Source organism: uncultured Flavobacterium sp. (genome assembly GCF_963974175.1).
Taxonomy (GTDB): domain Bacteria; phylum Bacteroidota; class Bacteroidia; order Flavobacteriales; family Flavobacteriaceae; genus Flavobacterium.
Map to the genome: position 1 here is coordinate 99,898 of NZ_CAXBBR010000007.1, position 14,963 is coordinate 114,860.

Sequence of the window (14,963 nt, forward strand, 5' to 3'; positions counted from 1 at the left end):
ACTATTCCCCATTTCAAAGTGTAGATTTCAATTTCTCCAAAGTAAGTCTTTGGTAAAATGACGATCGATCTCAATTGCAGATTCCCTAAAATTCAATTATCTTTACGACCAAATAATGATTAGAATGACAACCAAAGAGAATCCTACCCAATTAGAACAGTATTTCCAACAATTTCGCAAGAACATCATAGGGATTGATCAAGATTTCACTTCTCCGTACGGACAACAACAAATTATCTATACGGATTGGACAGCCAGCGGTCGTTTATATCGCCCTATTGAGGAAAAATTGATGAATGAATTTGGGCCTTTTGTTGCAAATACGCATACGGAGACTACGGTATCTGGTACAGCGATGACCAAAGCATATCACCATTCCAGAAGCATTATCAAAAAGCATGTTAATGCAAATAGCGATGATGTTCTAATTACAGACGGAACGGGTATGACTGGCGTAGTAAACAAATTTCAACGTATTCTGGGATTGAAAGTGCCGGAGAACTTAAAAGACTTTATTAACGTACCTGCAGATAAAAGACCTGTTGTCTTTATTTCGCACATGGAACACCATTCAAATCAAACGTCTTGGTTAGAAACGATAGCCGATGTTGAGGTAATTCCTTCTACGGAGGATGGACTATTAAGTATCGAAAATTTAGAAATACTTTTAGATAAGTACAAAGACAGAAGTTTTAAAATTGCGTCAATTACTTCTTGTTCTAATGTAACGGGCATAAGAACGCCTTATCATGAGGTAGCAAAAATAATGCATCGACATAACGGACTTTGTTTTGTTGATTTTGCTTGTTCAGGACCTTATGTAGAAATTGACATGCATCCTGAAGATCCAGAAAGCTTTTTGGACGCCATTTTCTTTTCACCACATAAGTTTCTTGGTGGACCTGGAACCTGCGGTGTTTTAGTCTTTAATAAAAAATTATATCAAAATTTAGTTCCCGATAATCCGGGAGGAGGAACAGTTTCTTGGACTAATCCTTGGGGCGGACATAAGTATATTGATAATATTGAAGATAGGGAAGACGGAGGAACTCCTGGTTTTCTACAAGTGATTAAGACTGCACTTGTTATTCAGTTAAAAGAACAGATGGGAATTGATAATATCCTAAAAAGAGAACATGAAATTGTAGATTATATATTCTCAGCATTAGGAACGGTTTCTAATATTAAAATATTGGCGGCACAGCACCAAGATCGATTGGGTGTGATTTCGTTCTATATTGATGACTTGCATTTCAATTTAGGTGTGAAATTACTGAATGATAAATTCGGAATACAAACTCGTGGGGGATGCAGTTGTGCTGGTACTTATGGACATTTTTTACTGCATGTAGATCAGGAAACGTCTCATAAATTGATTGACGAAATTACCTTAGGGGATTTGATAAGAAAGCCGGGTTGGATTAGAATGTCTATTCATCCTACGACAACAAATGCCGAGATTGAATTTGTTTGTAACAGTATTAAGGCTTTGGCCGAAAGTCATAAAACATGGGCTTTGGATTACACTTACAATCGCGATAGTAACGAGTTTGTCCACAAGGATGCACAGCCGTTAGAAGACGAATTGGTTAAAAGTTGGTTCTCAATGTAACCGTTAAAATCTGTTTTATATAAAAAAGCCCTTTAAGAGATACTTAAAGGGCTTTTTATTTGGTTGTAATTCATCTTAAGAACTACAGGAAAGCATGGAGCTACCAATTTTTTCTCTGGCCCAATCCGGTCTTTTAGCAAACCATTTTTGGTATTCGTCTTGTTCTTGATATGGATTTTTTAACAAAAGATGTAGTTCTTCAATCAGTGAGTAATCCTCTTTTTCTGCGGCTTCAATAGCTAATTGTGACATGTAATTTCGCAATACATACTTAGGATTAACTTTATCCATTGCTACTTTACGGTCTGCATCTGATATCGATTCTTGTTTTAGTCTATTTAAATATTGGGTAAACCAATACATCCAGGATTCATTAGTCTTGTCTACAACTTCTTCTATTTTGTAAAAGGATTCCTTTACTAATTCAAATGCATCTTCAGCAGACTCTTCTTTTTTAATGTGGCTTAATTTTCTGAAGAAAATTGTCATATCCGTTTCCGTGAGTTGTAGATTTTCTGTTAGGATATGAATAAGTTGTTTGTCCTCTTCTTCCTTAGTGGATAGTCCTATTTTATCTCGCATCATACTTAAATATTCCTGCTCGTACTCCGATTGAAAGGCTTCTAGTATTGATTCTAATGGAGCGGCTTCTTGAATTAGGGGATATAGGGCGTTAGCCAACTGATATAAATTCCAAAGCGCTATTTCTGCTTGGTTGCCAAAACGATACCTGCGATTTTCACGATCTGTTGTATTTGGGGTCCAGTTGGGGTTGTAATCTTCTAACCATCCATAAGGGCCGTAATCTATTGTAAGTCCTAAAATGGACATGTTATCGGTATTCATCACGCCATGCACAAAACCAACGCGTTGCCAGTGCACAATCATTTCACGAGTCTTGTTTGCAACGGCTTGTAAAAGGGCAGCATAATTGGCTGTCGTATTTCCTTTAATTTCTGGAAAATGGTATTTAATCGTAAAATCAGCGAGTGTCTTTAATGTTTTGAGATCTTTTTGTGAGGAGAATAATTCGAAGTTTCCAAAACGAATAAACGATGGCGCTACTCTACAAACGACGGCACCTTTTTCATAGGCAGGGTTTCCGTCATACATCACGTCGCGCAATACCTGGTCTCCAGTTAGCATCAAGGATAACGATCGAGTAGTGGGTACTCCAAGGTGAAACATGGCTTCGCTACACAAATGCTCTCGTATGGAAGAACGCAATACTGCTAAACCATCTGCTCTACGGGAGTAAGGTGTCATGCCAGCTCCTTTTAATTGTAAGGTGTAAACTTGTTCCTTGTATTCTACTTCAGCAAGAATAATAGCTCTGCCATCTCCTAATTGCCCAGCCCAATTACCAAACTGATGTCCGGCGTAGCTCATCGAATAAGGACGTGAACCTGGAAGTAGTTCTTTCCCTGAAAATACGTTTGTGAATTCAGACGATTCTGTGTCTTCATTAGAAATGCCAAGCATTGCTGCCGTTTCTTCTGAAAAATGTATTAATTGGGGATTCGAGGGTATGTGGGGTGTCACATAGGAAAAACAAGCATTTTTTACCTGACGCGTAACATTAGTTTCGTCAGGATCTGCGGGTAATTCTGTGCTAAATCTATTGTTGATTTTTAACTTCATTTTGTTTTGCATAATGTCAAAATTAGTCAAATATATTTGGATCAACAGTTAATTAAAACTAAAATTATCTCGGGCTACTTAGCGTTTGTGTTTCCATCTTTTATGAGTCCAGAAATAATATTCGGGAGCTTCATGGATTTGTTTTTCAACTTCCTGAATAAAAGCATCGGTAATTTCAAAATCAGGAACCGACGTCGGATTGTCACTAATAGGAATCAGTGTACATTCATAATAACCTCTTCCTACTTTCTTTACTTTAGCAAAAATAACATTAAGGTCATATTTTTTTGCCAGCATTTCGGCACCGGTATGCACCGGAACTTCAATACCCATAAAGGATTTCCAATGAAAAATACGATCTGCTTTTGGGGATTGATCGCTAGCTAAACCATATATAGAAAGGATTCCCTCTTTTTGATTATGGGAGATATAAGGAATTGTTTTGCTGGTAGTAACCAGCTCAGTATTGTATTTTGATCGAATATCTCTAACTAGTTTGTCAAAATAGTTGTTGCTTAATTTTTTATAGACGCCTACGCCTTGATAACTTACTTTTTGATTAAGTGCAAGTAACCACTCCCAACTTGCATAATGGGAGGCTAAAAGCATGATGCTTTTTTCTTTTTGTTCGTATCCATTTAGCAACTCGATATTTGTGATTACAAATCTTCTGTTCATTTCCTCTGACGATATGGTCATGGTTTTTATCATTTCCATAAACATATCACATAAATGATGGTATGATTTTTTTTCGATTGCTAATCTTTCTTTATCGCTAAGATGAGGTAGTGCCAAAGCAATGTTTGCTCTAACCACTTTCTTGCGATAGCCGATAATGTAATACACTAAAAAATAGACTCCATCTGACAACCAATAAAAAATTCGAAAGGGAAGAATGGAAATAATCCAAAGAAAAGGGTAAGCTATGATGAAAACGAGAAATTGCATGCAGTATTTTTTCTTGCAAAGATAAGCCAAAAATGAATATCCAGATATATTTTGATGAGGTACTAATAGGGTCTTTGAGAATTAGTACATTTGTAATTCACAATAAATAGACTTTATGAATATCATTTTAATAGCAATAATCGTTGTAACTGTACTTATTAGTTTCAAAGGTTTTGATGACCAATCATTTTTTAGAAAATATGAATTTCATATGGGAAGTGTTCGTGCAGGTGAACAAATCAGACTTATATCCTCTGGCTTTCTTCATGCTGATATTTCGCATTTGGCATTTAATATGATTACACTTTACTTTTTTGCTCCTGTGGTGATTGATCATTTGGGCAGTTTGTCGTTTGTAATCATTTATTTTGGAAGTTTAATTTTCGGAAGCTTATTGACCATTATATTTCATAAAGACGATTATAATTATAGAGCGATAGGTGCTTCTGGGGCAGTTACGGGTGTTTTGTATTCGGCGATATTATTGCAACCGGACATGATGTTAGGCATCTTTTTCATAATTCCGATGCCGGCTTATCTTTTTGGAATCCTTTACTTGCTGTATTCTATTTACGGAATGAGAGCTAAGAACGATAACATAGGGCATACAGCACATTTTGGAGGCGCTATTGGAGGATATTTGATTACTTTGATCTCTAATCCACATTTAGTAGTCGATCATACTTTTATGGTAGTGTTACTTACTATCCCTATAATTATTCTTTTTGTAATGGCAAAAATGGGGAAATTATAGTGGCATAACTTTTGAAAGATTAATACTTCATAAATTAATTTAAATAGTTCAAGATGAAAAAAGCACTAGTAGTATTGTCCATGATGTTTATGACTATGTCATATTCACAAGAAATCAAGCAAGTTCCTCAAATCAGTGTTGCAGGTGAAGGGAAAGTAAAAGTTGTTCCAGATCAGGCAACTATTTCTGCTACGGTAGAAACAAAAGGGAATAATGCTAAGGACGTAAAAAAGCAAAATGACCAACAAATGGAAGCGGTATTGAAAATCATAAAAAAAATGAATTTGGCACCAGCCGATTACAGAACGCAGCGTGTTTCCTTAAATCCGGTTTATGATTATGAAAAAAAGAAAACGAGTTATAACGCTACACAAACGGTTGAAATTCTATTAAGAGATTTATCGCAATATGATGAGTTAATGGAAGGTCTAGTGAATCAGGGAATCAATAGAATTGATAATGTGATTTTTCAGTCTTCAAAATTAGCGCAATATCAATCAGAGGCAAGAAAATTAGCGATGAAGGACGCTAAACTGAAAGCAGAAGACTATGTGTCTGTTTTAGGGCAAAAAGTAGGTAAAGCTATGACTATCTCAGATAACTCACAAGTTTATCAACCACAGCCCGTTTATGCAAGAATGAAGACTATGGCAATGGACGAGAGTGCTGCAACAACAAGAGAAACGCTGGCGGAAGGTGAAATAACAATAACGGCAAATGTAAGCGTGAGTTTTATTTTAGAATAAAATAAGTTACTATAGATTTAATATGGCTCCGTTCTTTTTATTAAGAAACGGAGTTTTTTTTATTTTCCAATTCAGTATTGAACTACAGTAATAATTGGACAAAAAAAAACGCTGCAATTGCTTGCAGCGTTTTGTGGGGAGAGTAGGATTCGAACCTAATCGGCTGATCCCTTACTTATGCTGCATTTCTATAAATTTATAACCTAATGTGCCACGATGTTGCCATAAGAACTGAATGAATTCTTTTCATAGGTTAATTATCTTGTTATCAGCAAATTGACTTGGTTTTAATGAACGTAATAATTCCTGTTTAGTGAACAGTCAAATATAGCTAAATTTAGAATAAAATTGTAGTAGTTTAATGAAATTATTTTTGATTCTTAGCAAGAATATTATTCAATCTTGTGAGGGTATACTTTGACGCAGTAGTAAAGATAATCTTCAAATATATAAGCACTTTTAGAAATCTAAAGGAGTTATTCAATTACGCAAATATTATTTAAAAAGAAGGTAGCAAATTTATACTCGATTGCAGTTTAAAATATCAGGATGATCTTGATATACTTACCTTGATTCCATTACGGTCTCGCGATCACTTGCTAATGCAAGAAATAGGGTTGTTGAATTATTATAAAAAAGGATGATTCTTCAATTATCCAATCCAATGGAGTGACTGGGGCTTTAATCGAACACCTTGTTACAATTTTAACGTTGTTAGACAGTTGTGTTTTTAACCACTTTTACTCGTTTCCCGTCCACATCTGGTTCCAAACCTTTACCAGTAATAGTATTGAAGTTTTCAGCTTTTGGTATCGTTACCTTATTTTCTTTTACTTTTTTAATAATTCCAACGGCTATAGGATGTTCTGAACTTTGTTCTAAAGCACTTGCAAGTCGTAGCACTTCATCTGAAGTGCATTTTTCATCAACGGATTCAATACGGGTAACTCCAAAATCTCCTTTGGTCAATGTTCCTGTTTTATCAAATAGAAGTAGGGTTATTTTTCTTGATTCTTCGAATGCTGTCCTCTTGCGAATCAACAAGCCGTTCTGAGCAGAAACTGCCGATGAAATAGCCACTACCAAGGGAATGGCTAAGCCTAAAGCATGCGGACAAGCGATAACCATTACGGTAACCATTCTCTCCAAGGCAAAAACAAAGGGAAAACCCGAAATAAGCCATACTGCTAAAGTTGCAAAACCAATAGATAGCGATATATAGGTAAGCCATTTTGCCGCTCTGTCTGAAAGATTTTGCATTTTAGATTTGGTTTTCTGCGCCTCTTCCACCGTCTTAATAACCTTACTCAAATAACTGTCCTTTCCCGTGTGTACAACTGTCACTTTCAACGAACCATTTCCATTGATGGAACCTCCAATTACCTTGTCATTTAGTTCCTTTTTCACCGGTTTTGACTCGCCCGTAAGCATGGATTCATTTAAATAACTAGATCCCTCTAGAATAACGAAATCTGCCGGTATTTTTTCACCAGGTTTTATTAAAATAACATCGCCTCTCAGTAATTTTTCTAATTTTATATCAACTATTTTATCACCTTCAACGCGATGCGCATCAGCAGGCATCATACTTACTAATAATTGTAAAGCTTTGGAAGCGCCTAGTACACTTTTCATTTCGATCCAATGCCCCAAGAGCATAATGGCTATTAGCGTGGCCAGTTCCCAAAAGAAGTCTACTCCCTTTAAACCAAAAACCGTTGCAGAACTATAAAAATAGGCAACACTTATAGCCATTGCTATCAAGGTCATCATTCCCGGAGCTCCTTTTTTTACTTCTCCTACAAAGCCTTTTAGAAAAGGCCATCCCCCATAAAAACACACGATGGTTGAAAGAGCAAATAGGATATAGGGATTTCTAGGGAGTAAGTAATGATAGCCGAGTAAGTCCTGTATCATTGGAGAAATAATCGAGATCGTTAGTACGATTTTGATTACAGAAATCATAATGATGGTTGTAGGAAAAAAGATTGCTTTTTTTGGACTGCTCCCAAATCATGCCTACACTGTTGGAGGCAGTCTATAGAGGCCTTCCTCTCTAGTTTCCTTTTCTATCAATAAAATAATTAGTATCTTTCATGTTCATGCTCATGTTTATTTCCATGCTCCTCATTACCTCCAGAATCATCATTGTTATATTCTCTTTGATCATCATGTTCTCTTCGATTATCATAATTTATTGTTCTTTGTGGTCTGCCATGGTATCCTCTACGATATCTCAATCTATCATTATCAAAATTTCTATAAGGTCTTGAACCATGATAATCATTCAAAACTACTTTGTATCCTTTGTATAGGTCATAATTTCTATATTCTCTAGGCAAATATCTTGATCGTATCCATCTACCGCCACCAAAATAAATAAATTGAGAAGCTCTTATATCATAATACGCTTCAACATCTGGCAAATAATAATAATCTGCTTCCTCATATCCTACAGGCCCCCATGATGGTGGTGCGCCTATGTTGAGACTTACTGAAATTTGTGCATGAATTGAGTTGGATGCAAAAAGGATTATTCCTGCTACGATTAATTTTAATGTTCTCATTTAAAAAAATTTAAATTAATGATTTTATATTAATTTTTTATTTAAATACTTTTTTTTAAAACTAACAACTGTGCCAGTAAAAATTAGTTAGCATTTAAATAGGATTTTGCAAAAAAAAAAGAGAAGCTACGTAGGCTTCTCTTTCTATTTACTTTTAATTAATCTTTGTCATCTAAGTTAGTTTCGTTTTCCAACAGATTTTTTATTAGTTGTCCAATATCATGATGTCCATCATCATTATCCGTACTTATTTCGATAATACCATCTCCATCTGTGTCTTGTAATAAATTTTGACTTGCTAAAGAGGTTAATTTAGCCATTAGACCATCCAGTTGTATTTTAATATTAAGCGTTAAATCATTACTATTAACTGTGAAATCTTTTGTTGGATCATCAAAGTCCATTTCAAGTTCAGCATCTTGACTACTCCAGATTGAAAAGTTTTTACCATCAATAGTTCCTTTAATCAAATATGTTTTACCTAGCATTTCGCCTGGAAGAATACTTTTTTCAAACTTAAATTTTATTTCCTCATATTGTGCATTTGGAATATTAACAGAAGTTATAATTTGAGTCAAAGTTTTGTCAGGATCTAGTATATCTAGTAAAAAAGGTCCTATGAGTTTTACATCATCATCATAAATAGAATCTGTATTATGCATTTCACCTTGTTCATCTCTTTCAAATTTAATTTTTCCAATATTAATTTGAAAATCCGTGATAACCACTGTTGATGCAGTACGAGCAGTTAGTGAAGGTTTTCCTGTCGCAGAGACAGCGGAAGCTTTTAATGCCACATTCCCACTTGTAGATGGGTCACTTGAACAAGAAACAGCCATTAAGACCAATGCCGCTAAAATTGTTGTTTTTTTCATTTTTTTCATTTTTTTAAAGGTTAAGTATTATATAATTAGGGGTTAATAATTAATTTTCTGGGCAAACGAGTTTAATAAATGCATTTATAAAAAATAGTTCTTTTAAATTTAAAGTAATTAATAGGGATTATATTTAGTTTTAATTAGTTTTTGGTAAAATACAGATAATCAGTTTCTCCAATACTACTGCTTTCATTTTTCAGTCTAACATTAGTAGTTGTATATTCCGTAATTTTCCAATCGTCTTCCAATTCATCTAATTTACTGTCATCAAATTTTAACAGAAATATATCTTGACCACTATTTACAAAAGTTGACCAAGTTCCGCCAATATTATTTGTTCCTTTTACAGCCACAACAATCCCATTAGAATTGAAAGTAAAATTATAACCATTGTAATTTGAGGTTTCATCAATTTTGTTAAAAAAATAAGAAACATGCCATGTTCCATCTGTTAAAATCGAAGTAAAATTAGGATTACTTCCAGTCCCTGAATTAGTATCGCACTCTTTTATACTATCTTCAATTTGATTTTCAAAATCAGCGTTATTTGTAAGTACAACATTTTGGCCATTAAAATTTGTAATCGAAATGGGATAGTTAATGGAAATATATACATTGACGTCTAAATTGTCTAAAAAGCTAGACATATCTTTATCGTTTTGAATCACAATAGTTTTTGCAATTTGATTATTTGCATCGTAAATACTAAACGATATTGGGTAATTTATATTTATACAATCAATTTCATTAAAATCATCATCTACATTACAATTTTCAATACTCTTTTCTAATTCATCCGAATTTAATATGAGTTGTGTCTTGTAGTTTTGATACTGAATTGTTATTGGATAAATAAAATTTATAATATCATCATCATTTGGAAAAGCATCCAACGTAGCCTGTACTGTTTTATAGTCATTTTGGTTCGATACTGTAATTTGATTTCCATCTACAATAACTTTTACCGGCAACTGAATATTAAAACAGCTCGAATTATCCAAAACATTATCCTTAGAAGTTGGGTTTTGTGACACTCTAAAAATCAAATTTGTAAGCGGTGAAACGGCCGTTAAATTTTGAGTGGTATCTTGAATAAGCACTGCACCCTCATTTTGACAAGAAATAAATACTATAGCCGTTAAGGTCATGAATAAATATTTAATTGTTTTCATATTTGTTTTACGTTTAAAATGCAATAGTGAATAGAGAATTTTGCTTGTATCATCGAACTCATTTATTTTTCTTATTGTCCTCAATTCAAATAGTAGAGGATCTAATACTAAAACAGTTTAAATACAACTTACCCTACCATAAATTAAAAATAAATATATCTTTGTAAAGCAAAAACACACAAAATAAATGCGAAATAACTCAATATTAAATACTTGCAATGAAATTGTTTTTTCTGATTTTTTTAAAAAACAGGCGAAGTTAGTTCGTAATTTTATTTTTTATAAATATGGAAATAAAGAGCTAGCTGACGATTTAACGCAAGACGCTTTTATTAAACTCTGGCAAAATTGTGCTGATGTCCCTATTGAAAAAGCTAAATCATATATTTATATAATAGCCAACAACGGTTCTCTTAATGCAGTAGCACATCAAAAAGTAGTTTTGGAATTTGAAAAAAATTTCACGGGTATTGATATTACAAATGAAAACCCAGAATTTATACTCGAAGAGAAACAGTTCAAAAATAAGATTTTAAAAGCAATTGAAAATTTGAATGAAAAACAACGAGTTGCTTTTTTGATGCATCGAATTGATGGTAAGAAATATAGCCAGATTGCAGAAGAATTAAATATAAGTGTCAAAGCAGTAGAAAAGCGGATACATTTGGCTTTAGTTGAATTAAGAAAAGAAATTGATGAAATAAAGTAGGGTAAAGTTGTTTTTACTTGTTTTAAATATAATAAGAGTAATGCTATGGAAAACAATCACATTTTAGCAAAATGGCTAAACAACGATTTGACAGAAGGCGAATTAGCTGAATTTAAAGCTAATCCTGAGTATGAAAAATACGAAAAAATTAAAAATTATACCGCCCATTTAGAAGTCCCTCCTTTTAATGAATCGAAAATTTTAGAAAAGGTTATAAATCATGAAAAGGTAAAATCCAAAGTGATTCCTTTATACAAAAAATGGTTATTTAAAGTGGCCGCGGTTTTAGTTATCGGACTTGGAATTACTTTCATAATGCAAAATTTTTCTTCAGAAAACCATTATGCCCTTAACGGTAAAAGAACCACTTTTTCATTACCCGATAATTCTGAAGTTGTTTTAAATGCAGGTTCAGAAATTGAATATAAAAAATGGAATTGGTACAATAACAGAAATATTGAGTTAGATGGTGAAGCCTATTTTAAAGTGGCAAAAGGTAAAAAATTTGAAGTTACAACTGCTCTTGGAAAGGTTACGGTTCTGGGCACACAATTTAATGTAAAAGCAAGAAAAAATCGCTTTGACGTAAGCTGCTTTGAAGGAAACGTAAAAGTAAATTACAATAACTTAGAGGTGATTTTAAGCCATGGGCAAAAACTTACTTTTGAAAATGGTAATCAGGTTTATGCAGACGCTAAAACTACTAAACCAGAATGGTTAGATAATAAAATAGCTTTTGACAAAGAAAATTTACGCGGCATATTAGATGAAATTCAAAGGCAGTACAACGTTTCCATCGAAGTGAAAGCAAAATATTCAGATGAATTATTTACTGGAAAAATTCCTTTGGACAATCTTGATATTGCACTTCATATTATTGCAACTACCTATCATTTAGTTCCAAATAAAATTGCTATAAACAAAATAATTTTTGAAGAAAAATAAATGGTTTTTATTAAACGTATTTATGTCTTATTTTTTTGCTTTGTTTTTGCCTTGAGTATAAAAGCTCAAGATAGAAACAAAGCAATTGCATTAAAAGACATTCTGCAAACGATAGAAAAGCAACATCACGTTTATTTTAATTATATAGATAATGAAATAGTTTTTATTAAAATTGTACCTCCAAAAAAATCTTTGTCCTTGAAAAAGACGATTAATTATCTTCAAAAAAAAACCAATCTATTCTTTGAAAATATTGACAATAAATCCATTACTATCTTTAGTAACACTGCAATAGATACAAGAAAAATTTGTGGATTTGTATTGGCGAAAGAAGATAATTCTCCATTGGAAAAGGTGAATATTAAGTTTGAGAATGGAGTTGGTACTTCAACCAATAAAAAAGGATATTTTGAATTAAAAAAAGACAAGTCAACTGATTTATTAATTAGTTGTGTTGGCTATACATCTAAAAAAATATCTCTTAATGACTTTCAAAATAATAATTGTAGTAAAATTTACTTGGAAGTTGAACTTTTGGAACTAAACAATATAATTACAAATCTTTACTTAACATCTGGAATTTCTAAAAAAAACTATGGAACATTCGAGATAAAACCTAAGAGACTAGGAATATTACCCGGTTTAATTGAACCTGATGTCTTACAAACTATGTTGCAAATTCCAGGTATTTACAGTACAGATGAAAGCATTTCAAATATAAATGTAAGAGGTGGTACCCATGATCAAAATTTATTCTTGTGGAATGGAATAAAAATGTATCAAACGGGGCATTTTTTCGGATTAATTTCAGCATTCAATCCTAATTTAGCCCATACTATTTCTATAACTAAAAATGGAAGTTCTGCATTTTTTGGAGAAGGAGTGTCAAGTGTTGTCGCTATTTCGTCTAACCCAAATAAATTAGAAAAAAATAGTTTCAGTGCTGGAATTAATATGATTAATGCTGATGTTTATTCAAAATTTAATATCAACAAAAAAGGGTTTTTAGAAATTGCGGTAAGGAAATCCATAACCGATTTAGTAAAAACACCTACTTATAAAGAATACAATAATAAAGCATTTCAAAATACCAATATTATTGATTTTTTCAATAAGCAAAATAGCACTTATTCAAGTGATGAGAAATTTAATTTTTATGACATTACAGCTAAATTTTCTCAAAAAATTGGACAAAAAGACCATCTTATAGTGGATTTTATCACTATAAATGATCAACTAAAAGTTTTTCAAACTTCCAAAATCAATAACGTAGTTCTATCGGAAAACAATAATTTATCTCAAAAAAATTATGGAGCTAATCTTTCATGGAAGCGAAACTGGAATGCAAAAAACTATAGTACAATCAATGTTTATAGCTCATCCTATGCCCTTAATGCCGAAAAAAATAAAATACAGGATAATCTAATTGTAAGACAAGAAAACAAAGTGCTTGATACTGGTTTAAAACTTGAAAACAGTAAAATAATTGGTTCAAAATTTACTTTTAATACAGGATATCAATTAAATGAAATTGGTACTGTAAATTTAGACCAAGTAAATAAACCCATTTTTTATAGAAGAATTAAAGAAGTGCTACGAACTCATGCAGTAATAGCAGAAGGGAAATTTAATGATACCTTATCCAAAATATATTTGAGCACAGGTTTAAGATTAAACTATATCGAACAATTTAATAAATATATCCTAGAACCAAGATTGCATTTTAATTATACTGCCACAAAACATTTGAATTTGGAAGTTTTAGGGGAATTTAAAAGTCAATATAGTTATCAAGTAATCGATCAGCAGGAGGATTATTTTGGAATAGAAAAAAGACGATGGATAGTAGCAAATAACACAACAATTCCGATTCAAAGAAGCAAACAAGCCTCAATAAATTTATTTTATACCCAAAAAAATTGGTTAATTACCTTTGAAAATTTTTTTAAAAAAATAAATGGAATTAATAGTTCGGGTCAAGGATTTCAAAACCAATTGGAATTTGTGAAAATAAATGGAAATTATGAAACTTTAGGAAGTGAGATTCTAGTTCAAAAAAAAATAAATCATTTCATTTCATGGTTAAGTTATGCTTATAATTATAATAATTATAACTTTCCAAATTCAAGCTCGCCTATATTTCCAAACAATTTTAAATTAGAACATATTATTTCTTGGGCGGGGATTTATCAGAAAAAAAATCTGAAGCTAGCTATCGGTTCAAAATGGTATTCTGGAAAACCTACTACAAGTCTTAAAAGTGATGTAATTAATTATAGTGATTTTTTAAATCCAAAAATTGATTATAATAGTCCTAATAATAAAATTTTGGACGACTTTTTTCAAGTTAATTTTTCGGCAACCTATAAATGGAAGGACTCGAATGATATTCAATATAAATTAGGTTTCTCTATATTGAATCTATTTAATAGAAAAAATGAAATTAATGAATTTCACAACATAAACGCAATAACCAACTCGATTGAAGATGTAAAGACTTTTTCTATCCACCGAACTCCAAATTTAAGTTTTAGAATGACTTATTAACCTAAATCTTTGCCGAAACATCAATCCCTAACAAACTGAAAAAGGTGCAATTGTTGCACTTGGACTACTAGGAGCTAACTTATGTATTTTATGAGTTAATTCCATTCGAATTTTTTGCGAGATTGAATTTGTTTCTTAAAATTATCATATACTCACTCACTTTTTTATCCACTACTTTTGCATAGTGTTGAGTAGTTCTTATGTTTTTATGGCCTAACATTTTGCTGACGCTTTCTATTGGAACGCCATTTGTAAGTGTTGCAGTCGGCGCAAAAGTATGTCGGGCAATATGGAAGGTTAAATCTATTTTAATGTCGCAAACATTCGCTATTTCCTTTAAGTAGCTATTGATTTTTTGGTTGCTCAAAATAGGGAGCAGTCTAGTTGAAACGATAATTGGAACTTTTTATTTATTCTATAGGATTGTCTGTTTTTAATAATTCC

General features: G+C 32.4%; 12 protein-coding genes and 1 pseudogene. 6 read left to right on the top strand and 7 right to left on the bottom strand.

The annotated features are described in order from the left end of the window. The first annotated feature begins 124 nt into the window (after positions 1 to 124). On the top strand, positions 125 to 1,612 hold the full coding sequence (locus tag AAC069_RS12275; protein ID WP_339920760.1) for an aminotransferase class V-fold PLP-dependent enzyme: 1,488 nt from the start codon (positions 125 to 127) through the stop codon (positions 1,610 to 1,612). A gap of 75 nt (positions 1,613 to 1,687) precedes the next feature. Here AAC069_RS12275 and AAC069_RS12280 read toward each other — a convergent pair whose 3' ends face one another. Then, positions 1,688 to 3,253, bottom strand: a complete 1,566-nt coding sequence (locus AAC069_RS12280) for a YdiU family protein (RefSeq protein ID WP_339920761.1) — start codon at positions 3,251 to 3,253, stop codon at positions 1,688 to 1,690. 78 nt (positions 3,254 to 3,331) lie between these two features. Continuing rightward, a complete protein-coding gene (locus AAC069_RS12285) occupies positions 3,332 to 4,201 on the bottom strand; it encodes a lysophospholipid acyltransferase family protein (protein WP_339920762.1) in 870 nt (289 codons plus the stop codon). A 115-nt stretch (positions 4,202 to 4,316) separates the two neighbouring features. Here AAC069_RS12285 and AAC069_RS12290 point away from each other — a divergent pair, with 115 nt between their 5' ends. Next, positions 4,317 to 4,955, top strand: a complete 639-nt coding sequence (locus AAC069_RS12290; protein WP_339920763.1) for a rhomboid family intramembrane serine protease — start codon at positions 4,317 to 4,319, stop codon at positions 4,953 to 4,955. Between the two features lie 53 nt (positions 4,956 to 5,008). Further along, positions 5,009 to 5,701, top strand: coding sequence for an SIMPL domain-containing protein (locus AAC069_RS12295; RefSeq protein ID WP_339920764.1), 693 nt, complete (start codon positions 5,009 to 5,011; stop codon positions 5,699 to 5,701). Between the two features lie 732 nt (positions 5,702 to 6,433). Here the strand turns inward: AAC069_RS12295 and AAC069_RS12300 are convergent. The 4 genes and pseudogenes from AAC069_RS12300 to AAC069_RS12315 all read right to left on the bottom strand — a co-directional run. Next, positions 6,434 to 7,654: pseudogene (locus tag AAC069_RS12300) on the bottom strand (HAD-IC family P-type ATPase); the annotation flags it as partial. Between the two features lie 131 nt (positions 7,655 to 7,785). Next, positions 7,786 to 8,268, bottom strand: a complete 483-nt coding sequence (locus tag AAC069_RS12305; RefSeq protein WP_339920765.1) for a hypothetical protein — start codon at positions 8,266 to 8,268, stop codon at positions 7,786 to 7,788. Positions 8,269 to 8,426: 158 nt separating this feature from the next. Then, positions 8,427 to 9,152, bottom strand: coding sequence for a hypothetical protein (locus tag AAC069_RS12310; protein ID WP_339920766.1), 726 nt, complete (start codon positions 9,150 to 9,152; stop codon positions 8,427 to 8,429). A gap of 134 nt (positions 9,153 to 9,286) precedes the next feature. Next, on the bottom strand, positions 9,287 to 10,318 hold the full coding sequence (locus AAC069_RS12315; protein WP_339920767.1) for a hypothetical protein: 1,032 nt from the start codon (positions 10,316 to 10,318) through the stop codon (positions 9,287 to 9,289). A gap of 187 nt (positions 10,319 to 10,505) precedes the next feature. Here AAC069_RS12315 and AAC069_RS12320 point away from each other — a divergent pair, with 187 nt between their 5' ends. Genes AAC069_RS12320 through AAC069_RS12330 form a run of 3 tightly spaced genes read left to right on the top strand, consistent with a single transcriptional unit; the run spans position 10,506 to position 14,519 of the window. Further along, a complete protein-coding gene (locus AAC069_RS12320) occupies positions 10,506 to 11,027 on the top strand; it encodes a sigma-70 family RNA polymerase sigma factor (protein WP_339920768.1) in 522 nt (173 codons plus the stop codon). 45 nt (positions 11,028 to 11,072) lie between these two features. Further along, positions 11,073 to 11,972 (top strand): FecR family protein, encoded by a 900-nt coding sequence (locus AAC069_RS12325; protein WP_339920769.1) that lies wholly within the window; start codon positions 11,073 to 11,075, stop codon positions 11,970 to 11,972. Next, a complete protein-coding gene (locus tag AAC069_RS12330) occupies positions 11,973 to 14,519 on the top strand; it encodes a TonB-dependent receptor (protein WP_339920770.1) in 2,547 nt (848 codons plus the stop codon). It begins immediately after the preceding gene. An 88-nt stretch (positions 14,520 to 14,607) separates the two neighbouring features. Here AAC069_RS12330 and AAC069_RS12335 read toward each other — a convergent pair whose 3' ends face one another. Next, positions 14,608 to 14,886: a tyrosine-type recombinase/integrase gene (locus AAC069_RS12335; RefSeq protein WP_339920771.1), complete on the bottom strand. Its 279-nt coding sequence runs from the start codon at positions 14,884 to 14,886 to the stop codon at positions 14,608 to 14,610. Between the last annotated feature and the right edge of the window lie 77 nt (positions 14,887 to 14,963).

Coding starts and splice junctions, on each gene's coding strand:
- AAC069_RS12275 (WP_339920760.1), top strand. CDS start 125: ATGACAACCAAAGAGAATCCTACCCAATTAGAACAGTATTTCCAACAA.
- AAC069_RS12280 (WP_339920761.1), bottom strand. CDS start 3,253: ATGAAGTTAAAAATCAACAATAGATTTAGCACAGAATTACCCGCAGAT.
- AAC069_RS12285 (WP_339920762.1), bottom strand. CDS start 4,201: ATGCAATTTCTCGTTTTCATCATAGCTTACCCTTTTCTTTGGATTATT.
- AAC069_RS12290 (WP_339920763.1), top strand. CDS start 4,317: ATGAATATCATTTTAATAGCAATAATCGTTGTAACTGTACTTATTAGT.
- AAC069_RS12295 (WP_339920764.1), top strand. CDS start 5,009: ATGAAAAAAGCACTAGTAGTATTGTCCATGATGTTTATGACTATGTCA.
- AAC069_RS12305 (WP_339920765.1), bottom strand. CDS start 8,268: ATGAGAACATTAAAATTAATCGTAGCAGGAATAATCCTTTTTGCATCC.
- AAC069_RS12310 (WP_339920766.1), bottom strand. CDS start 9,152: ATGAAAAAAATGAAAAAAACAACAATTTTAGCGGCATTGGTCTTAATG.
- AAC069_RS12315 (WP_339920767.1), bottom strand. CDS start 10,318: ATGAAAACAATTAAATATTTATTCATGACCTTAACGGCTATAGTATTT.
- AAC069_RS12320 (WP_339920768.1), top strand. CDS start 10,506: ATGCGAAATAACTCAATATTAAATACTTGCAATGAAATTGTTTTTTCT.
- AAC069_RS12325 (WP_339920769.1), top strand. CDS start 11,073: ATGGAAAACAATCACATTTTAGCAAAATGGCTAAACAACGATTTGACA.
- AAC069_RS12330 (WP_339920770.1), top strand. CDS start 11,973: ATGGTTTTTATTAAACGTATTTATGTCTTATTTTTTTGCTTTGTTTTT.